Raw genomic sequence first — 23,241 nt, 5'->3', positions numbered from 1 at the left:
TCGCAGCCCTTACAGCAGACCGTGCTGCTGCAACTTCTTGCGCAGCGTGTTGCGGTTGATTCCCAGATATTCCGCGGCGAGCGACTGGTTGCCGTCGGCCTTGCCGAGCACGAACTCGAGCAGGGGTTTTTCGACGACGGAAACGACCATATCGTAGACATCATGCGGCCGTGCGCCGTCCAGATCCCGGAAATACATATCCAGACTGTCGCGCACAGATTGTTCTATGTTTGCTTTGCTCATGCGGCTAATAGCTCCCTCGGAGATTCTTGTTCATAGCAGAGGCGGTCCGAGTGCACCTTCTGCTCTTCGAAAAACGCGTTGACCGCAGCCAACTGTTCCCGCGTGGTGTCGAGCGTATTCATACGCTGGCGGAACGTGGCTGCCCCCGGCAGGCCACGCGAATACCACGCGATGTGCTTCCGCGCGGTCCGTACACCGGTGTACTCCCCGTAGAACTCGTAATGGTCCACGAGGTGTTCGTTCATGATCTGCTGGATCTCGTCGACGCGCGGCGGCAAGGCGATCTCGCCCGTCGTGAGAAAGAGTTCGATGTCGCGGAAGAGCCACGGACGCCCCTGCGCCGCGCGGCCGATCATGATGGCGTCTGCGCCCGTGACTTCGAGCACGTGCTTCGCCTTCTGTGCCGACGCGATGTCGCCGTTGGCCACCACCGGGATGCGGGCAGCGGCCTTCACGGCGGCGATGGTTTCGTACTCGGCGTCGCCGTGGTACAGGTCGGCGCGCGTACGGCCGTGCACGGTCAGCATGCTGATGCCGCACTCTTCGGCGATGCGCGCCACCGTGAGTGCGTTCTTGTGTTCGCGGTCCCAGCCCGTGCGAATTTTCAGCGTGACAGGCACGACGTCGCCCACGGCACCCACGACCGCGGACACGATACGGGCGACCAGCGGCTCGTTCTGCAACAGCGCCGATCCGGCAGCAACGTTACAGACCTTTTTGGCCGGGCAGCCCATGTTGATGTCGATGATCTGCGCACCGCGCTCGACGTTGTAGCGTGCGGCTTCGGCCATCATCGCGGGGTCCGCCCCGGCGATCTGCACCGAAATCGGGGCGACTTCGCCCGCGTGATTCGCGCGACGCATCGTCTTCTCGCTGTTCCACAGCTGAGCGTTGGACGCCACCATTTCCGACACGGCATAGCCCGCCCCCAGTCGTTTGCACAACTGGCGGAACGGCCGATCCGTCACACCCGCCATGGGGGCGACGAACAGGTTATTGCGGAGTTCGTGGGGACCGATACGCACGATGAAGGGGAAAAGCCGGAAAAAAGATCGCTATTTTACTGCGAAAACCGGTCCTCGTCGCCTAAAAAATGTGCAAAGTTCCGGGCGGGCCTGTTGGGGCTACCCCGGAAAGACGTCGGGCTATGCCCGGTGAAGGGCTTGAGATATCGGGATCAGCCGCGCTGGCCGAACATCATCTGCCGGGCGAAGGCGGTTTTGAGCGGGGGAACGAGATCGAGGCTGGCCAGCGCCATGCCGCGCGCAAGGGCGACCGGTGCAGCGTCGATGCCGAAGAGGCGGGGCAGCAGATCGGTGATGCGAATCGTCAGCCCCCGGTCCGCACGACGGCGGCGGGCGAAGGCGGTCAGTGCAGCCGGACCTGCTACGCCCTGATGGGACGCACCGGCGCGGGCATGGCGAACGAGGCTGTCGGCGAGGTCGAAGGCGTCGCGCAACCCGAGGTTCAGGCCCTGACCGGCCACGGGGTGAAGCGTCTGGGCGGCATTGCCGATGGCGGCGACTCGCCCGTCGACCACCTGACCCAGGGCGTTCAGGCCGAGCGGGAAGCCCGCGCGTCCGGTAATCGAGGTAAAGCGGCCCATGCGGTCGCCGAACGCGTTGTGCAGCTCACTGAGGAACTGAGCGTCGTCCAATGCGCGGCGGCGACTGGCTTCGGCGTTCGAGCAGCACCACACCAGCGCGTAGCCGTTCTCTTGCGGGAGGAGCGCCACAGGACCGTCGGCCGTGAAACGCTCCCACGCCCAGCCGATGCGCGGACGCTCGCACGTCACGAAGCCCACCAGAGCCGTCTGACCGTAGTCGCGCGTGCGCGGCCGCGCTGTCTGCCCTTCGAACAATCCGCCTTCGGCGTTGACGGCGAGCGTGGCGTGCAGCGTGTGCGCGTGATCGTCGCCCACGCCTTCGAGCGTGAGGGTGACCTGCTGGGTGTCCTGACGCAGCGCGATGGCGCGATACGGGCGGAAGTGGTGCAGTCCCGACACGTCGCTGTCGAGCACGCTGAGCGCCGACGCTTGCGATGCATGCTCGAAGCGCGTCGGTAGCTGTGCCGTCGCGGTATCGAGCGCGCGCATGAGCGCGCCGTAACGCACCACGTAGCCGAGCGCAGGCACACCGTGATCGAGATAGTCGATCTCGGTGCTGCCGAAGCGTTGCGCCTGCGAGACGTGAATGTGCTGGATCGGTGTGCTTGGCAACACCGTGCGATCACGCGGCCACGCACCCGCGCGCGCGAGAATTTCGCGGCTGCCGTGCGACAGGGCGAGCGTGCGCGGGTCGTCGTAGCTGGCTTGCGCGCCGCGCGCGTCCACCAGCGCCACGCGCAAGTGGGGTGCGCGCTGCGCGAGCAACAGGGCGAGCGCGGTGCCGACCGGACCGGCGCCCACGATGGCGACGTCGAAACGCGCGGCAGGCCGTTCGGTCGCCGCGCGCTTCTCGGAAACGTCGGAAATATCGGAGGTGCCGGAAGTGCCGGAAGCCTGTGCGTTCGTCATCAGCCGTCAGTCCGTGACGCGTCAGCCGCGCATCAGCGCTTCGATTTCGTCGGCATCGACCGGCACGTCACGCGTGAGCAGCGTGCAGCCGTCGGCGGTTACGACGGCGTCGTCTTCGATACGAATGCCGATGTTCCAGTAACGCTCGTCGACGTCCGGTCCCGGACGCACGTAGATGCCCGGCTCGATGGTCGTGACCATGTTGGCGGCCAGCGTGCGCCACGGACGCTCGCCGTTCGGGCCGTCTTCGCGGTACTCGCCGCAGTCGTGCACGTCCATGCCGATCCAGTGACCGGTGCGGTGCATGTAGAAGCGGCTGTAGGCCTTGTTGGCGATGACGTCGTCCAGACTGCCCGCCGTGTCGCGATCGAGCAAACCGGTGTCGAGCATGCCTTGCGCAAGCACGCGAACGGCGGCTTCGTGCGGCGCATCGAAACGTGCGCCGGCGCGTGTGGCGTCGATGGCGGCTTGCTGCGAGGCCAGCACGATGTCGTAAAGCTCGCGCTGGGCCGACGTGAACTTGCCGTTGGCCGGGAACGTGCGGGTGATGTCGGAGGCGTAGCCGTCGAGTTCGCAGGCGGCATCGATCAGCACGAGATCGCCGTCGCGCAGTTCTGCGTCGCCCGCGCGATAGTGCAGCACGGTGGCGTTCGCGCCAGTTGCGACGATCGAGCCGTACGCCGGGAATTGCGATCCGTGGCGGCGGAATTCATACAGCAGCTCGGCTTCGAGATGGTATTCGCGCAGGCCGACTTTGGATGCCTTCATGGCGCGCACGTGCGCGTCGGCGGAAATCTTGCCCGCGCGGGCCATGATGTCGAGTTCGGTGCTGTCCTTGATCAGACGCATCTCGTCGAGAATCCCGCGAATGTCGCGCGCGGCCGACGGTGCCGACACGCCGGTGCGGCTCTGTGCGCGCACGGCGTTCAGCCAGTGACGCACTTGACGGTCCTGCTGCGCCGATGCCCCCAGCGCGTAGAACAGGGCGGGTGCGTCGGCCAGCAATTGCGGCAGGCGCGTGTCGATTTCGTCGATGGGGTAGGCGGCGTCGAAGCCGAAGGTCTCGCGCGCGGCATCCGGGCCGAAGCGAAAGCCGTCCCAGATCTCGCGCTCTTCGTTCTTCGCGCGGCAGAAGAGAATCGAATGCCCCGTGCGGCTGTCGAGGACGACGACCGCTTCCGGCTCCGTGAAGCCCGACAGGTAATAGAAGTAGCTGTCGTGACGATACGGATAGTCGCTGTCGCGGTTGCGCGGCACTTCCGGCGCCGTGGGCAGGATGGCGACGCCGCCACCGGCCTTGCGCATCTGTTCGATGACTCGCTCGCGGCGGGCACGGTACGGGGAATCAGACATCGCGGGCTCCATTTCGGGGTATTGGTTCGAGTTCAGACGTATTGACCTGTGTTCAGGCGATTCTACTGCCGGGCGAGCGCGCGTGCGCGGCGCGAACTTCGGCGTCCAGTGCATCGAGCTGCGCTGGGGTGCCGACGTTTTCCCAAATGCCGTCGAAGCGCTCGCCGCTTGCGTGCCCTGCGGCAATCGTGCGCTGGTACAGCGGCGTGAGCGCCATGCGCGTGCCTGGGGCGATGCCGTCGAACAGGCGCAGGTCGTACAGTGCGATGTTGCCGAATGTGAGTGCTTCGGCCGTCGCGGGCGCGGCGTCGCGCAGGAAGAGATGACCTGCCGCGTCGAGCGCGAAGTCGCCTGTCGGATGGAAGGCGGGATTCTGCACCATCACCAGATGCATGCCCGGTGTGGCTTGCGCCGCGAGACGTTCGGTCTGCGCGCGAAGCGTGGCGTAATCGAAGGCGGTGAAGATATCGCCCGACACCGCCAGAAACACGTTCCCGTCACCCTCGAGAAGCGCGCGTGCCTGGGCGATGCCGCCTGCCGTCTCCAGCGCTTCGGCTTCGGCCGAGTACGCCAGATGCACGCCGAAGGCGCTGCCGTCGCCGAGGGTGGCTTCGATCTGCGCGCCTAGCCAGGCGTGATTGATCACGATCTGCGTGAAACCGGCGCGGGCCAGCGCTTCGATCTGCCACACGATGATCGGCTTGCCGCCGACGGTGAGCAGCGGCTTGGGCGTCGTGTCGGTGAGCGGACGCATGCGTTCGCCGCGTCCGGCCGCGAAGATCATCGCTTTCATGGGCGATGCCTCAGAACGTGTAGCCGACGTCGACCTGCTGGCCGGTCAGCTCGTCGAGCAGCTTCGCCAGCGGACGCAGCGGCGCATAGCGGTCGGCGACCTTGCGCGCGTACTCGAGAAAGCGCGGGGTGTCGGCGAGATAGCGGGGCTTGCCATCGCGATAGTTGATGCGCGCGAAGATACCGAGCACCTTGAGGTGACGTTGCAGTCCCATCCATTCGGCCTGACGGTAGAACTCGCCGAAGTCGGCGTCGACCGGCAGACCGGCGTTGCGTGCCCGTTCCCAGTAATAGGCCAGCCAGTCGAGCTGACGTTCTTCGTCCCAGCTAAGGAACGCATCGCGCATGAGCGAGATGACGTCGTAGGTCAGCGGGCCGTAGACGGCATCCTGAAAATCGAGAATGCCCGGGCCGGTGGTGCCCGGCAGGCCCGGCATCAGATTGCGGGGCATGTAGTCGCGATGCACGAAGACCTTCGGCTGTGCGAGCGCGCTGTCGATGAGCAACTGATTGATGCGATCGAGCGTGGCGCGCTGCGACTCGCTCAGTTCGACCTTCAGATGCTTGCCGATGTACCAGTCGGGGAACAGATCGAGTTCGCGCTTTAGCAAGGCGGTGTCGTAGGCTGGCAGCACGTCGGTGCGTGAGCTTTTCTGCCAGACGATCAGCGCGTCGAGCGCGGCACGCATCAACGGGCGGGCGTTGTCTTCGGTCAGGACATCGAGATACGTTTCGCGCCCGAGATCGGTGAGCAGCAGGAATCCCTGCGCGAGATCCTCGGCCAGCACCTTCGGCGCTTGCAGGTCGGCTTCCTCCAGCAACTGCGCCACGTGCACGAAAGGACGGCAATCCTCTTGCGGGGGCGGCGCGTCCATCACGATCAGACTCGGATGCGCGGGGGCGTGGCTGCCAATGCGGAAGTAGCGCCGGAAGCTCGCGTCGGCTGATGCCGGTGCCCAATTCGCCATGTCGAGCGAGAACTCGGAGGACAGACCGGAGAGCCAGTGGTGAAGGGCTTGCAGGCGGGGATCGGAGGTGTTCAAGAGTTCGCTGGAAGCGTTGGAAACACTCGCGGAGGTGCTAGGTTGTGCGGTCATGGTGGGGGCCGTAAACGTCTTGCCATATAATACCCGATCATGTTTTCCCGACGCCCTGTTTCTCGACCTCGATCGACCGTCCCGAATGTCCCGGTGAAGCCGGCTGGACAAGCGGGATTGGCTGCCCGCAAGCGGCGCCACGATTGTCTCGCTGTTTGCGTACATGCCGGATAAACAAGTCCATACGAATGAAGTCTCGTCGCTGCAGCGCATGATGCGCACGCGACGCAAGCCATTGGCGCTGCTGCTCTCCCTGCCGGGCGTGTGGTGTTCGCTCGCCGGTGCGCAGGAAATGCCCCCGCCCGATATCGCCAAGAGCGACGGTCTCGTGTTGCGCACGGTGCCGGCGCTCGTCGATAACCCGCTCTCCAGCGGCGACGACGTGCCGATGTACGTGCGCGGCATGGGTCTTACCGGCCGAACCAACGTAGATGCCACCGTCGACGGCGACGCCGAAGCGCGCAAGTACCGCTCGTTCGTGAAAGGCGATCGCCTGACTTACGATCAGGACACGGACGAAGTGGTGGCGCACGGCAACGCGCGTCTGTCGCAGGGCGGCAATCTGTTCATCGGCCCCGAAGCCCATTTGTATACGGGGGCGGGCGATGGATACATGCTCACGCCGACCTACCGGCTCGTGTCGGGCGGCGGCGGCAAGTCGGAGCGCGCCGATATCGAAGGCAACAACGTCTTGACGATGCAACGCGGTACGTACTCGGGCTGCGCGACGTGTGCGGAAGACGGCAAGACGCCCGCGTGGTATATCAAGGCGTCCGAGTTCGAGTTCGATCAGGAGCAGCAGGAAGGCACGGCGTACAACGGCATTCTGTTCTTTCAGGGCGTGCCGATTCTGGCCAGCCCGTACATGTCGTTCCCGACATCGAACGAGCGCCGTTCGGGCTTCCTCGCGCCGACGTTTACGCAGTCCAGCCGTACCGGCTTCGAACTCGCCACGCCGTACTACTTCAACATCGCCCCGAACCGCGATCTGACGATTACACCGCGTGTCATGACCAAGCGCGGCGTGATGGGCGTTGGCGACTTCCGCTACCTGGAGCCGACATACTCCGGTCTGTTCCACATCGAATACCTGCCGAAAGACCGCGTTACGGGCGACGCCCGCTACACGTTCACGTGGCAGCACAGCCAGGCGCTTGGCTACGGTGTGAACGCCTACGTCAATTTCACGAAGGTTTCGGACGATACCTATCCGGACGACTTCGGCACAGGGACGAACTTCCAGACAGCCGTGCAGCGCGTGTATAACCGCGAAGCTGGCCTGACGTGGAACTACGGCGACTGGTCGTTTCTCGCGCGCGTGCTGAAGTATCAGACGCTCGCGCCCACGGCGCCGCAGTATGAGTCGGTACCGGAACTCTCGGCGACGTATAACAAGCTGGATTTCCACGGCTTCGATTTCACGATGCCGATCCGGTACAACCGCTTCCAGATCGCGTCGTGGACGGGCCAGCCGAACGGCGAGCGTATCTACGCGCAGCCGACGCTGAGCTACCCGATTCTGACGCCGGGTTACTTCATCGTCCCGAAGGTCATCTTCAACGCCGCGGCGTACAACGTCGATTATCCGAACGGATCGACGATGCAATCGTCGATCACGCGAACATTGCCGACGGTCAGTCTCGATACGGGGTTGACGTTCGAGCGTCCGCTGACGCTATTCGGCACGGCGATGAGGCAGACGTTGGAACCGCGCCTGTTCTACGTCTACACGCCGTACCGCGATCAGAGCTCGATTCCGATTTTCGACAGTGCGGTCGCCGACTTCAACCTCGCAGAAATTTTCAGCGAAAACTCGTTCATCGGTGTCGACCGCATTCAGGACGCGAACCGCGTCACTGCAGCGCTGACTTCGCGTCTTATCGATTCCGAGACCGGCGTGGAGCGCGGGCGTGTCTGGTATGCGCAGCGTTACAACATTCAGCAATCGCGCGTGACGATGCCGGGCGGTGTGCCCGAAGACGCCGGGGTGTCGGACTTCCTGGTGGGTGGCTCGGCCCTGCTGTATTCGAACATCACATTCAGCACCGCCGTGCAGTACAGCCCGAGCACGTCGCAATTCAACCGGTCGGACGTCGGTGTGACGTGGCGTCCGGGCGAGCGCAAGGTGTTCAACCTGTATTACCGCTACCTGCGCAACCCGCCGCCGGTCGTGGGCCAAACCGCATTGACCGTCACGCCGATCAACCAGATCGAACTTTCGGGGCAGTGGCCGATCACGCCGCGATTCGGCATTGTGGGCCGTCTGAACTACAGCATTACGGACAAGACGTTCATCGATGCCCTGGCGGGTTTCGAGTATGATGCCGACTGCTGGGCCTTCCGGATTGGGCTCCAGCGCTATGCGACCAACGCCACCACGACAACTTCGCGCGTCTTCGCGCAGTTGGAGTTGAAGGGCTTGACCAAGTCGGGCAACAGCGCCACAGAAGCCTTCAAGGTCGGGGTGCCGGGTTACCAGCCGCCGCCGACGAACCAGATTCCTTCTCGATTCAGCAACTATGAATGACATGTTTGTGAAGCGTGCCTCGCTGCTGGCGGGCCTGTGTCTCGCCGCCGGGGTGGCGGTTGCGCAGCCGGCGCCGGTCAGCGCCAAAGCCGCAGGTGCCCCCGCGTCGTCCGCTCGTGCCGTCGATTCCATCGTCGCCGTGGTCAACGACAGCGTGATCACCCGCAAGGAGCTCGACACGCGTATCGAGGAGGCCAAGCACCAACTGACGCTCTCCAAGCGCCCGATTCCGGACGCCGACCTGTTGCAGCGTCAGGTGCTCGAACAGATGATCGTCACGCAGGTGCAGCTTCAGCGCGCCAAGGAAGGCGGCATTGTCGTGAAGGACGCCGACGTCGAACAGGCTTTGCAGCGCATCGCCGCCGACAACCGTCTGAGCGTCGATCAGTACAAGGCGCGTCTGGCCCAGGCCGGTGTGCCTTGGGACGCCTTCCGCAAGGAAGTGCGCGAGCAGATCATCATGGCGCGCCTGCGCGATCGCGAAGTCGACAGCCAGGTGCAGGTGAGCGACTCGGAAATCAACGCATACCTCGCCGCGCAGCGTGGCGCTAATGCCGCACCGGCGGAGACGGAATACCGCCTGAGCGAGATTCTCGTGAAGGTGCCGGACGGTGCGACGCCTGACCAGGTCAGCGCCGCGCAGAAGAAAGCGACCGAAGCGCTGGATAAGGCGAAGGCCGGTGGCGATTTCGCTGCGCTGGCAAAGCAGTATTCGGATGCTTCCGATGCAGCCAGCGGTGGCGACATGGGCTTCCGCATTCCCGAACGTATTCCCGATCTGTATCTCAATCAGGTGCAGAAGCTGCAAGCGGGCACCGTTGTGCCGCAAGTGCTTCGCAGCAGCAACGGTTTTCACGTCATTAAACTGGTCGAGACGCGCAAGCAGGGCGGCGATCAGGGCATGACCGTGCCGCAGATCCACGCACGTCACATCCTGATTCGCGTGGGCGACGGTGTCTCGGAAGCGCAGGCACGTCAGAAGCTGCTCGACATCAAAGCGCAGATCGAAGCGGGCAAGGGCGACTTTGCCGACTTCGCGCGTCAGGTGTCGGTGGACGGCTCCGCCTCGCAAGGTGGCGATCTCGGCTGGATTTCGCCGGGCGAAACGGTCCCCGCATTCGAGCGTGCGATGTCCGAACTCAAGGACGGTCAGATCAGCGATCCGGTGCGTTCGGAATATGGCTATCACCTGATTCAGGTGCTGGGCCATCGCGAGTCGCAGGTCTCGGGCGATCAGGAACGTAACCTCGCCATGCAGGAATTGCGCGGCCGCAAGGCCGAACAGCAGTACCGCGACTGGTTGCAGCAACTGCGTGACAGCGCTTACGTCGACTACCGCCTGAGCAACGCGCAGCAGTGAGCATGATGTCCGACCGGTCCTTCGTCCTCGCCATCACCACCGGTGAACCGGCGGGGGTCGGGCCGGAATTGACGGTGCAGGCACTGGTGAAGTGCCTTTCTTCGGCACCGGCACCGGCGGCCGCTTCTGCGGCCGTTTTCGCTACCGCGTCCCCCGATCTTTCGCTAGCCAACTGTCGCTTTGCCGTACTCGGCGATGCGTCGCTGCTCGCCGCACGCGCGCAAGCCGTCGGGCTGGGCGATGCCTGGCAGGCGTTGCTCGATAGCGGACGCGTGCACGTCTCGCACCATCCGCTCGCTGCCGCCGTGACGCCGGGACAGCTCGACGCCGCCAACGGCCGCTACGTACTGACGCTGCTGGACGACGCCATCGACGGTGCCGTGGCTGGCACGTACGACGCGATCGTGACCGCGCCGTTGCAGAAGAGCACGATCAACGACTGCGGCGTCGCGTTCACCGGACACACCGAGTATCTGGCCGAGCGCACGGGCACGCCGCGTGTCGTGATGATGCTCGCAGGCGGTGGGTTGCGTGTGGCGCTCGCCACCACGCATTTGCCGCTCGCGCAGGTGCCCGGCGCAATTCGTCGCGACGATCTGCTGCAAACGCTCATCATCCTCAATCAGGATCTGATGCGTCACTTCGGGGTGACACGCCCGCGTATTCTCGTGACGGGGCTCAACCCGCACGCCGGTGAGTCCGGCTATCTCGGGCGCGAGGAGATCGACGTCATTACGCCCGCGCTCGACGACGCGCGCGCCGCCGGTATCGATGCACGCGGTCCCTATCCTGCCGACACGCTGTTTCAGCCCCGTCATCTCGAAGGTGCCGATGCGGTGCTCGCGATGTATCACGATCAGGGCTTGCCGGTGCTCAAATACGCGAGCTTCGGCGCTGGCGTGAATATCACGCTGGGGCTGCCGATCATCCGGACGTCGGTCGATCACGGCACTGCGCTCGACCTCGCGGGCACGGGGCAAGCCGAGAGCGGCAGCCTGCTCGAAGCGCTGCGCACCGCGGCGACGATGGCGGCGAACGCTGCATTACATGCGTCGACAGCCGCACAATTGACCGCCGGCGCGGGCGTCGATCCGCACGCCACGCCGCCGCGTTCCTAAGGAATTTCACATGAGTAGCGCATCGAAGCGCACGGGCGTCCAACAGGGCCACGTGGCGCGCAAACGTTTTGGTCAGAACTTTCTCGTCGACATGGGCGTGATCGATTCGATCATCAGCGCCATTTCGCCGCGCACCGACGACCTGATGGTCGAAATCGGCCCGGGCCTTGGCGCACTGACGACACCGCTCACCGAGTGGCTGGCGCATCTGCACGTGGTCGAACTCGACCGCGATCTGGTCGCGCGTCTGACGCGTAAGTTCGGCGAGCGCGTGAGCGTGCACGCTGGCGACGCCCTCGACTTCGATTTCGGTTCGCTCGTCCCGGAAGACCGTCGCGACGAAGCGCCGCTGCGCATTGTCGGCAACCTGCCATACAACATCTCCAGCCCGCTGCTGTTCCACCTGATGCGCTACGCCGCGCTCGTGCGCGACCAGCACTTCATGTTGCAGGACGAAGTGGTCGAGCGCATGGTGGCCCCGGCAGGCTCAAGCAACTACAGCCGCCTGTCGGTCATGCTTCAGTACCGTTACTGGATGGACAAGGTGCTGCATGTGCCGCCGGACGCCTTCAATCCGCCGCCGAAAGTCGATTCCGCTGTCGTCCGGATGATTCCGCGCGCCGTGGCCGATCTGCCGCAGGTCGATCTCGATGTGTTCGAAGCGGTGGTGGCTCAGGCGTTTTCGCAGCGTCGCAAGATGCTGCGCAACACCTTGCACAGCTACCGCGATCGTGTCGATTTCGACGCGCTTGGCTTCGACCTCACGCGTCGTGCCGAAGATGTGCCGGTCGACGAATACGTGAACCTGTCGCGCGCGATCAGCGGCGCCGGTTCACAAGGCTGATCCCGGCGAAGACGAGGACGACAGCGCAGCCAAAGCGCCAGCCGACCGATTCGCCGAGAATCAGCACGCCGAACGTCACCCCGAACAGCGGGCTGAGGAACGAGAACGACGCGAGCCGGGCGGCGCTGTAGCGTGTGAGCAACCAGAACCAGATCAGGTAGCTCGCGAAGGCCACGCCGATGGATTGGTAGACGAGGCTGATCCAGATGGTCGACGTCATCGTCCCGATGTGCACATTGCCCGTCGCGAGCGCCAGCGCACACAGCAGGACCGCCGAGACGGCCAACTGGTACAGCAATGTCTTGGACGGTGCGGCGCTCGCCAGACGCGAGGCCCGTACCACGACCGTCGTCATCCCCCAGAAGATACCGGCCAGAATGGCCAGCAGATCGCCGGGCCACGTGGTGGCGAGATCTGCGCCACTGCCGTCCGAGAACGCCACGGCGATACCGCAAAACGCGATGGCCATGCCGAGCCATTGCATGGGCCGCAGCCGTTCGCTGGGCACCGTCCAATGCAGTCCGATGGCGGTGAAGCAAGGGGCCGAGTACAGAAAGACCGCCATACGCGACGCGGTTGTGTGCGTGAGGCCGACGAAGATGCAGAGGAATTCGAGCGAGAACAGCACGCCCGCGAGAATGCCAGCGGGCAGGGTGCCGTCGCCGGTGATCAGACGCTGACGTCGCCACAGCATCCACGCACCGACAAGCACTGTCGCTACGACGGAACGCAGTCCGGCCTGCAAGACGGCAGGCACGACCGGCACGGCCAGTTTGACGGCAACTTGCTGGCCTCCCCAGATCATGCACAGCCCCAGCATGATGGCGAGCGCCGTGGCATCGATCGGACGCGGTGTGGTTTTCATGGAATTAATTCGGATGACGATGCATCGTAGGCACGATGCGCAGAAGCGGTCATTGTCACCGATCCTGATACTCGACGCATCAAACCGATGCCGCCAACGCGGGTAATCTTTGCGGGCGTTCGTTCGTCTGTCCGGGTGTGATTGTCTCGTTGTGCGGGACAATATGTCCCCGTCTCCCCCGTTTATTGCGCACTGTCGCACCTATACAATGCTCCGCGAGGCGGCTTTTGTCCTTCGTCGAGCCAGGCCGCAGTCATCGCTCATCCATCGTTTTCATAGGTTTTCGCTTCAGATTCAGCACTTACGTATGTACAAGAAAGGTTCTGCCGTCGAATTGCAGTTTTCCCCGTCGCGACTCAACGACGGCGCTGGCGATCCCTACTGGGTCGATCTCACGCGCGACGAAGCGCGGGCACTGCTCGATGCACTGCAAGCGCATCTGAGCCGCCCGGCGACAGATGCCTCAGGCACCGAGTCCCCGCTGGTCTTTACGTTGCTGGATCCGGGCGCGACGAAGACGTCCGATATGCCCGGTGACGACAGTGCTGCGGCACGCTCGTCGGGTGAGACGACGAGTGCCCCGGACGCAGCATCGCGCCAGTGGGTCTGTGTGATTTGCGGATGGATTTACGACGAAGCGACAGGGTATCCGGAAGACGGCATTGCCCCGGGCACGCGCTGGGAAGATGTGCCGGACGACTGGCGTTGCCCCCTGTGCGACGTGGGTAAGGAAGACTTCGCGATGGTGGAGTTCTGACGCATCGCACGTGCCGAAAAAACGACGGCCGCCCTAGGGCGGCCGTTGTCACATCAGGCAGCGCAATCGCGCAAGCGCTCGGTTTACAGACCGCCCTTGCTCGAATGCTTTTGGATCAGCTCGATCTTGTAGCCGTCCGGATCTTCCACGAAGGCGATGACCGTGGTGCCGCCCTTGACCGGGCCAGCTTCGCGCGAGATCTTGCCGCCTGCGGCGCGGATCGTGTCGCACGCTTGATAGGCGTCGTCGACTTCGAGGGCCAGATGGCCGAACGCGGTGCCGATCTCGTACTTTTCCACACCCCAGTTGTACGTCAGTTCGAGGACGGTGTTTTCCGACTCGGCACCGTAGCCGACGAACGCCAGCGTGTACTTGTACTCGGGGTTCTCGCTCTGACGCAGCAGTTGCATGCCGAGCACGCGCGTGTAGAAATCGATCGAGCGCTGCAGGTCGCCGACGCGCAGCATGGTATGGAGCATTCGCATGGTGTTTTCAGTGTGGGGACAACGAAAACTCAATTGTACCCGCGACCATGAAAATGAACATCATTCATGTTGCGTTGAGAAATTCTTTGCTTGAAACGTAGCGTATTGCGACATTCGCTCAGAACTCGGGCAACCACTCGGGTGCGTGCGACTTGAGCGTATCGCGAGCGGCTTCGAATTCCGGGAAGATCGACGCCACGGCCTGCCAGAAGCGCGGCCCGTGGTTCATCTCCTTCAAATGCGCCAGTTCGTGCGCCACGACGTAATCGATCACGCCCAGCGGGAAGTGGATCAGCCGCCAGTTCAGGCGAATGCGTCCGTCGGCGCTGCAACTGCCCCAGCGTGTCGTCGCCGACGACAGCCCGAGCGCGGTGTAACGCACGCCCAGCCGCTCGCCGTAGACGTCGAGGCGCGACGTGAAGAGCTTGCGTGCTTCCTGTTGCAACCAGCCTTGCACACGGTCGCGCATCTGTTCGGGGGCGGCTTGCGGCGGCAGATCGAGCCACAGCGTGTGCGTGTGGATGTCGTACTGCGCGGCACCCGAGCGTCCACCGAGACGGACCGTCAGCGTGTGGCCGAGGTAAGGCAGCGAGGCACCGTCGACCCACGTCACGCGCGGAATCACCCGACGCGCGGCGCGTTCGCGGAATTCGGCGATCTTGCTGAAGATCCAGCGCTTCTTCTCGACGACGGCGGCTTCCACGTCTGCAATCGTGACCCAACGCGGGGCGGTCACGGCTAGCCCCGATTCGTCGATCATGAAGCCGATGGTGCGGCGCGAGGAGCGCTTGAAACGGTAGTAGAGCGCGTGGCCGTCGAGCATGATGACGCGCTCGCCCGGCGCGGGTGCGCGACGCGGCCCGGCACCCGGGGCGAGCGATGCGGAATCGCTCGAGGCAGCGGTGGACGCAGCGGTGTGGGCGGGGGTGCCGCTCGTGGTAGGTGCGCTCGAAGCTAAAGGGGCGTCGGTGGCGACACCGTTGGCTTCGGCCGCAGGGCTGCCGAACAGATCGAGTTCCATCTGGGGTGCAGGGGTCTCATGCCGGGAGCGGCTATCGCGTGTGGCGGGTTGGGCTTTCGACATGAGACGGTCTCGCGTGAGGCGCAGTCAGGTCCGGGGTGTGGCGTCGGAGGTGTCAGACGCGCTCGCCCTCGGTTTCGACGTATAAGCGGCGGGGTCGATACGTATCATCTCGCGCTCGATCCACTCGGCGACATCGGCGTTGACGGCTTCGGCCGTGCGGCCTGCCGTCTCGATGACCGGACCGATCGAGACGATCACTTCCCCGGGAAATTTCATGAACGAGTTGCGCGGCCAGACACGTCCGGCATTGTGTGCAATCGGCACGACCGGCGCGCCGGTCGCGGTGGCCAGACGCGCGCCGCCCGACTTGTATTTGTTACGCGAACCGGTTTTCGTGCGCGTGCCTTCCGGGAACATGATGATCCACGACCCTTCCGCGAGACGATCACGCCCTTGTTTCACGACCGATGCGAAGGCGTCCGTGCCCTTACGGCGATCGATGTGAATCATGCTCAGCAGGCCCAGCGCCCAGCCGAAGAACGGCACGAACAGCAACTCACGCTTGAACACGAAGCACAGCGGGCGCGGCATCAGCGCCGGTAGCGCCACCGTCTCCCATGCCGATTGATGCTTCGACAGAATGATCGCAGGCGTATCGGGGAGGTTTTCCCAGCCGATCACGCGATAGCGAATACCGCAGAGCTTGTCGCCAACACGCGTCACGACCTTGCACCAGCCCACCGCGAACCAGTAACGCTGCACGCGCGACAGGAACGGGAACGACAAGATGCACGCGATGGCGTACGGAATCGTCCAGACGATCTGGAAGACGAAGAAGAGAATCGAGCGGAGTTGACGCATGGGGTTTCGGGCCTGGGATCGATCGCCTTCGCGAGGTCTGCGTGTGACCGCGTCATAGTACGCGCGGCGGGGCGGAAGTTCAGCGAAGGCTGGGCGGTCGTTGTGCGGTGGCGAGCGTGGGGCGTATGCGATTAAGCGTCCTCGTCGGCAAGCAGATCGTTGACGAACGCCGCCAGACTATCGTGCACGCGTGTGCCTTCGGGCAGGTTGCCTGCGGCGAGCGTTTTCTTGCCCTTGCCGGTGAGCACCAGATGCGGCTTCGCGCCCACGGCCGCAGCCGCCTGAAGGTCGCGCAGCGAATCGCCCACGGCGGGCACGCCGGTCAGGTCGACTTCGTAGCGTCGCGCGATTTCCTGGAACAGGCCGGGCTTGGGCTTGCGGCAGTCGCAGGCATCCACCGAGGTATGCGGACAGAAGAACACGGCGTCGATGCGTCCACCGGCGGCGGACGCCAGCTTCGACATCTTCGCGTGCATCGCACCGAGCGTCGCCATGTCGAAAAGACCGCGCCCCACACCCGACTGGTTCGTCGCGACGACCACACGGTACCCGGCCTGATTCAGCCGACCGATGGCTTCGAGACTGCCGGGCAGCGGCACCCACTCATCCGTCGATTTGATGAATTGATCCGAGTCGACGTTGATCACGCCGTCCCGGTCGAGAATCACGAGTTTTCGGGCGGCGGGGCCGAGGGTGCGATCTTTGCGCGAATCCATGAGTAGCTCAGTTGACTCGTTGGAACATCAGGCGGCGAGCTTCGAGAGATCGGCCACGCGGTTCATCTGGAAGTGCAGGTTCTTGAGCAACGCGAGGCGGTTGTTGCGCAACGCGTCCTCCTCGGCCATCACCATCACGTCGTTGAAGAAGGCGTCGACCGCATCGCGCAGTTCGGCCAGCGCGGAAAGCGCCTGCGCGTACTCGCGTGCTTCGAACTTCTGCTCGACCACCGGGGTCACCTTTTCGAGGGCGGCGTGAAGCGCCTTCTCGGCCGATTCCAGCAGCAGGTCCGGCGAAATCGTGCCGTCCGCCGGCGGGGCCGTCTTCTTCAGGATGTTGCCGATACGCTTGTTCGCCGCGGCGAGGGCTTCGGCTTGCGGCAGCGCCGAGAAGGCGCGCACGGCATCCAGACGCTCGATCAGATCGCCGAGATACTTCGGGTGATCGGCCAGCACCGCTTCGATCTCGTTGGCCGCATAACCCTGCTCTCGCAGGTAGCCGCGCAGTCGGTCGAGCACGAACTGGTAGACGTCGTTCAGGTAAGCGGAGTCGGCCACGCCCGTGGTGAACTGCTTGTACGTGACGTTCAGCAGTTCCGGCAGCATCACCGGCAGGCGCTTCTCGATGAGCATGCGCACGATGCCCAGCGCGTGACGGCGCAGTGCGAACGGGTCTTTCTCGCCCGTCGGTTGCAGGCCAATGCCCCAGATGCCGACCAGCGTTTCGAGCTTGTCGGCCAGTGCCACCACCGTGCCGGTGGTGCTGGTGGGCAGGGCGTCGCCGGCAAAACGCGGCTGATAGTGTTCCGAGCAGGCCAGCGCGACGTCGGCAGCTTCGCCGTCATGACGCGCGTAGTACGTGCCCATCGTGCCTTGCAATTCGGGGAACTCGCCGACCATGTCGGTCAGCAGGTCGGCCTTGGCCAGCAGTGCGCCGCGCTCGGCGAGCTTCACGCCATCCTGATCCGCACCGATCATGTGCGCGATCGCACCGGCGAGCTTCTCCAGACGCTGTGTGCGCTCGAACTGCGAGCCCAGCTTGTTGTGATACACGACGTTTGCGAGCAGCGGCACGCGATCGGCCAGCGGCTTCTTCTTGTCCTGCTCGAAGAAGAACTTCGCATCGGCCAGACGCGGACGCACCACGCGCTCGTTACCCGTCACGATCTGCTCGGGGTTGTCCGTCTCGATGTTGGAGACGATCAGGAAGCGGTTCGTCAGACGGCCACCGTCAGCCAGCGGCTTGTCGGTGAGCGCGAAGTACTTCTGGTTCGTCTGCATCGTGAGAATCAGACATTCCTGCGGCACAGCCAGGAATTCCTTCTCGAAATGGCAGGCGTAGATTGCGGGCCATTCGACGAGCGCGGTCACTTCGTCGAGCAGCGAGTCCGGCATCACCACGTGGTCGTTACCGGCGGCGGCGAGCAGTTGCGTGCGGATAGCGTCGCGACGGCCCGTGAAGCTCGCCACGACCTTGCCTTCGGTTTCCAGCGTAGCGGCGTAGGCGTCGGCATTGGCGACGGTGACCTCACCCTTCGACAGGAAGCGATGGCCCAGCGTCTTGTTGCCCGATGCGAGACCGATGGCCATCGCGGGCACGAGCGTGTCGCCGTGCAGTGCGATCAGGCCGTGCACCGGACGCACGAACTGCACCGTCTCGCCGTCCGGACGCTGATAGCTCATGACCTTCGGAATCGGCAGCTTGCCGAGCGTTTCGTCGAGCGAGGCTTGCAGTGCGTTGGCCAGTTGAGCGCCAGCAGCGGTGTAGGTGTGGAAGAAGGCTTCGGCCTTGCCATCCATCGCGCGCTCCAGGCTCGCAACCGGCAGGTCGGCGAAGCCCATCGCCGCGAGCTTCTTTGCGAGCGGCGGGGTGGGGTTGCCGTTGGCGTCGAGTGCGACGGACACCGGCAGCACCTTGGCGCGGATCGTGGCGTCCGGGGCGCGGTCGAGCACGTTCGTGATCGAGACGGCCAGACGGCGCGGCGTGGCGAACGACGTGACGACGCTGGCGTCCGTGGTGAGCCCGCGCGTGCGCAGGCCGTTGGCGATGCCGTCGGCAAACGCGTCGCCCAGACGCGCCAGCGCCTTCGGCGGCAGTTCTTCGGTCAGCAGTTCGACCAGCAGGGTGCGTTGTGCGGTGCTCATCATGCGGCTTGCGTTTGAGTTTTAACTGCGGGGGCGTTCAGCATCGGGAAGCCGAGCTTTTCGCGCGAAGCGTAGTAGGCCTGTGCGATCAGGCGCGACAGCGCGCGGATACGGCCAATATACGCCGCGCGCTCGGTCACCGAGATGGCACCGCGCGCGTCGAGCAGGTTGAAGGTGTGTGCGGCCTTGAGAATCATCTCGTAGGCGGGCAGCGCCAGTTCGGCTTCGATGAGACGCTTGGCTTCGCTCTCATAGTTGTCGAAGAAGCTGAACAGCATCGGCTGGTTCGAGTGCTCGAAGTTGTACGTCGACTGTTCCACTTCGTTCTGATGGAACACGTCGCCGTAGGTCAGGCGGCGCTTGATCGGGCCGTCGACCGTTTGCTCTTCCCACTCGGTCCACACGAGGTCGTACACGTTCTCGACCTGTTGCAGATACATCGCCAGACGCTCGATGCCATACGTGATTTCGCCGAGCACCGGCTTGCAGTCGAGACCGCCCACTTGCTGGAAGTAGGTGAACTGCGTGACTTCCATGCCGTTCAACCACACTTCCCAGCCCAGACCCCAGGCGCCGAGCGTGGGGTTTTCCCAGTCGTCTTCGACGAAGCGCACGTCGTTTTGGGTCAGATCGAGACCGAGCGCGCGCAGCGAGCCCAGATACAGGTCGAGGATGTTTTCCGGGGCCGGCTTGAGCACCACCTGATACTGGTAGTAGTGCTGCATGCGGTTCGGGTTCTCACCGTAACGGCCATCCTTGGGACGGCGCGACGGCTGCACATAAGCAGCGCGCCACGGCTCCGGACCGATCGCGCGCAGGAACGTGGCAGTGTGCGAGGTACCGGCGCCGACCTCCATGTCGTAAGGCTGGAGCAACGCACAGCCTTGCTTGTCCCAGTAATCCTGCAACGTCAGGATGACTTGTTGAAAGGTAAGCATGATGAATTCGCGCGGACGAACAGGAAAAAATGCGGATTTTGCGCAGTCTTTCGGCCCGGCCGCGAGCGCGGCCAAAAGACTAAAACGTTGAATTTTAGCGGGAATTCGACCCGAACGGGGCGCCGATGGCCCCGGGGTGGCACGACAGGGGGATTTTCACGTCCCCCTGTGTCGTTTTGACGATGCGACGCGGGCTGTTTTGCCGTTGCTCTGACGTTTAGCGCGAGCGGCGCGTCATGGCCAGACCGAGACCCAGCGCGACGAGTGCGAGCACCAGCGCGGGCACATTGCCGAAGCGCACGTACGGCGTGAGGCCGGTGTACGGCTGGACGTTGCCCGTGAGCGCACCGACCGTCATCGCAGGCAGACGCCCCTGCACATGACCGTGCGCATCGATGATCGCCGTCGCGCCGGTGTTCGTCGCACGCAGCATCGGGCGTCCGGTCTCAAGCGTGCGCATGCGGGCGATCTGCAAGTGCTGATCGAGCGCGATGGTGTCGCCGAACCAGGCGAGGTTGGTCGAGTTCACGAGCACCGTGGCCGGTTCCGGCATGTTGCGCAGCGCCTGCGCGATCTCCTCGCCGAACAGATCCTCGTAGCAGATGTTCATCGCAATACGCTGGTCGCGCACCGGGAAGCCGCTCGGTGTGGCGCTGCCGCGCAGGAAGTCGCCCAGCGGGATGTGCATCATGTCGACGAACCAGCGGAAGCCCCACGGTACGAACTCGCCGAAAGGCACGAGATGGTGCTTGTCGTAGCGGTAGAGCGTCTGATCGCGCGGCGTCACGCCGAACAGGCTGTTAGTGAAGTCGGTCGGACCGCGATCGGTGATCTTCGCGCCGACCGCGCCGAGCACCACATGGGAACCCGTGCGGTCTGCAAACTCACGGATCGGTGCCGCGATCTCGGGCGGAATGGCTTGCAGCAGCACAGGGAAGCCCGTTTCCGGCGTCACGATGAGATCGGCCGGTGCGGCTACGATCATGTCGCGATAAAGCGCCATGGCGTGATCGATACCAGCGCGTTCGAACTTCATGTCCTGCGGGATATTGCCTTGCAGCAGCCGTACGGTGAGCGGCTGCCCCGAGGGCGTAGTCCAGGCGTGACGGGACAGGCCGACACCCACGCCCAGCAGCGCCAGCACGCCGACCACGGCGGTGAGACGTCGTGCCGCACCCGTCGTCGGGACGACCGGCAGCAGCGCACGGGCAAGCCATGCTGCCGCGAGCGCGGCGAGACCGGTGATGCCGTACACGCCGAGTAGCGGGGCGAAGCCCGCGAGCGGGCCGTCGACATGGGCGTAGCCGGGCGAGAGCCAGGGGAACCCGGTGAAGACGGTGCCACGCAGCCATTCGGCGAGCGTCCAGGCCCCGGCGAAGGCCAGCACGCGCCACGGGCCGGTGGCAGGCACGGCACGCGTGACGAACGCGGCGAGCGCCGGATAGATCGCCAGATAGAGCGAGAACAGCACGACTGCTGCCCCGGCCATCACACCGGGCATGCCGCCGTAGGTGTGCATGCTGATGTAGAGCCACCAGATGCCGGAGACGAACGAGGTGAGGCCGAAACTGCCGCCCAGCCAGAGGGCATTGCGTCGTGAGGCGCTGCGCTCGACGAGCACGAACAGCCCCGCCATCGCGAGCAGTTGCAGCCACCAGAGGTCGCGTGGCGCGAAGGCCAGCGTTTGTGCGATACCGGCCAGACCGGCGAGCGCACGGGCACGCCAGGCCGGCCACGAGCGCCGCTCGGGCGCGTGGACGGTCATTTCCTGCATGGATCGATGAGAGAGTTACTCAGGCTGAACGGCGGGTGCGGGCTCCACGCGCCGCAATAGCAGCATGTGGACCTGGCGGCCGTCGGCGCGCAGCACTTCGAACACGAGATTGCCGATGCGCAGACGTTCGCCACGGCGCGGCACACGGCCGAACTGGTGCGTGATCATACCGCCGATCGTGTCGTTTTCGTCATCGTGAAATTGCGTGCCGAACGCTTCGTTGAATTGCTCGATTTCCGTGAGCGCACGAATGCGATACGAGCCATCAGGCGCGGCGATGATGTTGTCTTCTTCCTCATCGAAGTCGTACTCGTCCTCGATGTCGCCGACGATCTGCTCCAGCACGTCTTCAATCGTGATGAGACCGGCCACACCGCCGTATTCGTCCACGACGATGGCGATGTGATTGCGATTGACGCGGAAGTCGTGCAGCAGCACGTTCAGACGCTTCGACTCCGGAATGAACACGGCCGGGCGCAGCATGTCGCGCACGTCGAAGTCGTGATTGGCGTAGTAACGCAGCAGATCCTTCGCGAGCAGAATGCCGATGATGTTGTCGCGATTGCCCTCGTAGACCGGATAGCGCGAGTGCGCCTGCTCCAGCACGAACGGCATGAACTCTTCAGGGGTCTGTTCGATGTTGATGGCGTCCATCTGCGCGCGCGGCACCATGATGTCGCGGGCACATAGATCGGCCACCTGGAATACGCCCTCGATCATCGCCAGAGAATCGGCGTCCATCAGGTTACGGGCGTGAGCGTCTTGCAGAATTTCGAGCAACTCTGCGCGCGACTCCGGCTCCGGGGAAATCAGATCGGTGAGGCGTTCGAGCAGAGAGCGAGGTTTGTCGGTTTTCTTTGGACCGGGTCGACTGGGATAAGGGTCGTTCATGACGGCGCGTCCAAGTTGGGCGGACGCCGAGCTGTTACAGGAAGCTCAAGGATACACCAGATGTGCGGCATTACCGCGTCAGGCGGGTGGCATTGCAACGCTTCGGGCGACATGCGCAACGTCGTGCATATTTCAGGACATTTCAGTGCGCCGGATGCTGCATTCTGGTGCGCTTACTTTGGAACTTGCTTCGCCTCGCAGCGGCGCAGTACCGCTTCGAGCGCCGGGTCGGGCATGCCCGCTTCGCGCAGCGCCTTGACCGTACGGGCGACGTAATCGTGCGTGGTGCCGTAGCGTCCCTGCGCCTGATCGAACACCTGGCGGACGATGGCGTCGGGCAGGCGGCCCGCGTAGCTCGCAGCTTCGCGTCGCATGACGAAGGCGAGGCCCGGCTTGGTGCGGCCGTCGGCCAACTGGCAATTCAGCCACATCGGGCGATAGGAGCCCATCGCCATTTCCCGATACCAGAGCGTTTCGAATTCCGTGCGGACGTGCTTTGCGGCCAGGCGCATGGCCACGCCAGCGCACGAGCCGCCGCGATCGAGCGCCAGCACGAGTCCCGGCTGCTCCGGCGTGCCGCGATTGACGCGCGACCACAGGTACAGCCCCCGGTGATAGCCGTGCACGCGGGCGCGCAGGCATTCTTCGACGGGCATGCCGGGGTTCCAGATGAGCGAGCCGTAGGCGAAGATCCAGAGGTCTTCGCGGCCGTCCCAGCCGGTGAGCGCGGCGTCGAGCGATTCGCTCATTTCTTCCGGGCTCAAGTGCCGGGAGACGCCGAGATCCGGCGGGTACCGGTCGCATCCCGGTCCGCGCGACGTGCTGGCCTGGGGAGCTTTAGGCGCTTCAGGGGCGGTCGGTCGGTCCGGAATGCGTTCCATACGGTTCGGTCGGGTCTCGGTCAGGTACGGCGGGAGGTGGACGTCGGGGCAGTCT

Annotated in this window: 21 protein-coding genes; 5 read left to right on the top strand and 16 right to left on the bottom strand. The window is 64.3% G+C overall.

The features are described from left to right. Positions 1-9 precede the first annotated feature (9 nt). The 6 genes from ACIQWO_RS22430 to ACIQWO_RS22405 form a co-directional block, all read right to left on the bottom strand. Positions 10-243 (bottom strand): Fis family transcriptional regulator, encoded by a 234-nt coding sequence (locus tag ACIQWO_RS22430; protein WP_039393174.1) that lies wholly within the window; start codon positions 241-243, stop codon positions 10-12. Beyond that, on the bottom strand, positions 240-1,268 hold the full coding sequence (gene dusB, locus ACIQWO_RS22425; protein WP_402829018.1) for a tRNA dihydrouridine synthase DusB: 1,029 nt from the start codon (positions 1,266-1,268) through the stop codon (positions 240-242). Before dusB ends, ACIQWO_RS22430 begins: the two co-directional genes overlap by 4 nt. Positions 1,269-1,420: 152 nt before the next feature. Further along, the gene (locus ACIQWO_RS22420) at positions 1,421-2,758 is read right to left on the bottom strand and encodes a UbiH/UbiF/VisC/COQ6 family ubiquinone biosynthesis hydroxylase (RefSeq protein ID WP_402829016.1); all 1,338 of its coding nucleotides are present in this window, start codon (positions 2,756-2,758) and stop codon (positions 1,421-1,423) included. 21 nt (positions 2,759-2,779) lie between these two features. Then, positions 2,780-4,111: an aminopeptidase P N-terminal domain-containing protein gene (locus ACIQWO_RS22415; protein ID WP_402829014.1), complete on the bottom strand. Its 1,332-nt coding sequence runs from the start codon at positions 4,109-4,111 to the stop codon at positions 2,780-2,782. A gap of 52 nt (positions 4,112-4,163) precedes the next feature. Further along, positions 4,164-4,904: an N-acetylmuramate alpha-1-phosphate uridylyltransferase MurU gene (gene murU, locus ACIQWO_RS22410; RefSeq protein ID WP_402829012.1), complete on the bottom strand. Its 741-nt coding sequence runs from the start codon at positions 4,902-4,904 to the stop codon at positions 4,164-4,166. A gap of 10 nt (positions 4,905-4,914) precedes the next feature. Continuing rightward, positions 4,915-6,000, bottom strand: a complete 1,086-nt coding sequence (locus ACIQWO_RS22405; RefSeq protein ID WP_402829010.1) for an aminoglycoside phosphotransferase family protein — start codon at positions 5,998-6,000, stop codon at positions 4,915-4,917. Positions 6,001-6,163: 163 nt separating this feature from the next. On the opposite strand from ACIQWO_RS22405, the gene ACIQWO_RS22400 reads away from it, so the two are divergent. Genes ACIQWO_RS22400 through rsmA form a run of 4 tightly spaced genes read left to right on the top strand, consistent with a single transcriptional unit; the run spans position 6,164 to position 11,849 of the window. Then, entirely contained in the window at positions 6,164-8,527 is a 2,364-nt protein-coding gene (locus tag ACIQWO_RS22400; RefSeq protein WP_402829008.1) for an LPS-assembly protein LptD, read from the top strand. Continuing rightward, positions 8,520-9,887 (top strand): peptidylprolyl isomerase, encoded by a 1,368-nt coding sequence (locus tag ACIQWO_RS22395; RefSeq protein WP_402829006.1) that lies wholly within the window; start codon positions 8,520-8,522, stop codon positions 9,885-9,887. Before ACIQWO_RS22400 ends, ACIQWO_RS22395 begins: the two co-directional genes overlap by 8 nt. Before the next feature lie 5 nt (positions 9,888-9,892). Further along, positions 9,893-11,005: a 4-hydroxythreonine-4-phosphate dehydrogenase PdxA gene (pdxA, locus tag ACIQWO_RS22390; RefSeq protein ID WP_402829208.1), complete on the top strand. Its 1,113-nt coding sequence runs from the start codon at positions 9,893-9,895 to the stop codon at positions 11,003-11,005. Positions 11,006-11,015: 10 nt separating this feature from the next. Further along, complete coding sequence (gene rsmA, locus ACIQWO_RS22385) at positions 11,016-11,849, top strand: 16S rRNA (adenine(1518)-N(6)/adenine(1519)-N(6))-dimethyltransferase RsmA (RefSeq protein ID WP_402829004.1); 834 nt, start codon at positions 11,016-11,018, stop codon at positions 11,847-11,849. On the opposite strand, the gene ACIQWO_RS22380 is transcribed toward rsmA, so the two are convergent. Further along, a complete protein-coding gene (locus tag ACIQWO_RS22380) occupies positions 11,824-12,714 on the bottom strand; it encodes a DMT family transporter (protein WP_402829002.1) in 891 nt (296 codons plus the stop codon). The two genes, rsmA and ACIQWO_RS22380, sit on opposite strands and share 26 nt — an antisense overlap. Positions 12,715-13,021: 307 nt before the next feature. On the opposite strand from ACIQWO_RS22380, the gene ACIQWO_RS22375 reads away from it, so the two are divergent. Continuing rightward, complete coding sequence (locus ACIQWO_RS22375; protein ID WP_402829000.1) at positions 13,022-13,471, top strand: rubredoxin; 450 nt, start codon at positions 13,022-13,024, stop codon at positions 13,469-13,471. 83 nt (positions 13,472-13,554) lie between these two features. Here the strand turns inward: ACIQWO_RS22375 and gloA are convergent, their stop codons facing one another. The 9 genes from gloA to ACIQWO_RS22330 form a co-directional block, all read right to left on the bottom strand. Next, positions 13,555-13,956, bottom strand: a complete 402-nt coding sequence (gene gloA / locus ACIQWO_RS22370) for a lactoylglutathione lyase (protein ID WP_233327487.1) — start codon at positions 13,954-13,956, stop codon at positions 13,555-13,557. A 118-nt stretch (positions 13,957-14,074) separates the two neighbouring features. Beyond that, the gene (locus ACIQWO_RS22365; protein WP_402828989.1) at positions 14,075-15,040 is read right to left on the bottom strand and encodes a M48 family metallopeptidase; all 966 of its coding nucleotides are present in this window, start codon (positions 15,038-15,040) and stop codon (positions 14,075-14,077) included. A 24-nt stretch (positions 15,041-15,064) separates the two neighbouring features. Further along, entirely contained in the window at positions 15,065-15,841 is a 777-nt protein-coding gene (locus ACIQWO_RS22360) for a lysophospholipid acyltransferase family protein (protein ID WP_402828987.1), read from the bottom strand. Positions 15,842-15,972: 131 nt separating this feature from the next. After that, positions 15,973-16,557, bottom strand: coding sequence for a D-glycero-beta-D-manno-heptose 1,7-bisphosphate 7-phosphatase (gmhB, locus tag ACIQWO_RS22355; RefSeq protein WP_402828985.1), 585 nt, complete (start codon positions 16,555-16,557; stop codon positions 15,973-15,975). Positions 16,558-16,584: 27 nt separating this feature from the next. Then, positions 16,585-18,705, bottom strand: a complete 2,121-nt coding sequence (gene glyS / locus ACIQWO_RS22350; RefSeq protein WP_402828983.1) for a glycine--tRNA ligase subunit beta — start codon at positions 18,703-18,705, stop codon at positions 16,585-16,587. Continuing rightward, positions 18,702-19,640 carry a glycine--tRNA ligase subunit alpha gene (gene glyQ / locus ACIQWO_RS22345; protein ID WP_402828981.1) on the bottom strand — a complete coding sequence of 313 codons (939 nt, stop codon included), beginning with the start codon at positions 19,638-19,640 and terminating at the stop codon, positions 18,702-18,704. Before glyQ ends, glyS begins: the two co-directional genes overlap by 4 nt. A 217-nt stretch (positions 19,641-19,857) precedes the next feature. Continuing rightward, entirely contained in the window at positions 19,858-21,405 is a 1,548-nt protein-coding gene (gene lnt / locus ACIQWO_RS22340; RefSeq protein ID WP_402828979.1) for an apolipoprotein N-acyltransferase, read from the bottom strand. 24 nt (positions 21,406-21,429) lie between these two features. Continuing rightward, positions 21,430-22,305, bottom strand: a complete 876-nt coding sequence (locus ACIQWO_RS22335; RefSeq protein WP_233327491.1) for an HlyC/CorC family transporter — start codon at positions 22,303-22,305, stop codon at positions 21,430-21,432. Positions 22,306-22,478: 173 nt separating this feature from the next. Beyond that, positions 22,479-23,186 carry a gamma-glutamylcyclotransferase gene (locus ACIQWO_RS22330; protein WP_402828977.1) on the bottom strand — a complete coding sequence of 236 codons (708 nt, stop codon included), beginning with the start codon at positions 23,184-23,186 and terminating at the stop codon, positions 22,479-22,481. Between the last annotated feature and the right edge of the window lie 55 nt (positions 23,187-23,241).

The sequence above is a fragment of the Pandoraea sp. NPDC090278 genome (genome assembly GCF_044772185.1).
GTDB lineage: Bacteria > Pseudomonadota > Gammaproteobacteria > Burkholderiales > Burkholderiaceae > Pandoraea.
Note: the sequence above shows the minus strand (reverse complement) of the source record. Positions and strands in the feature narration are given on the sequence as shown.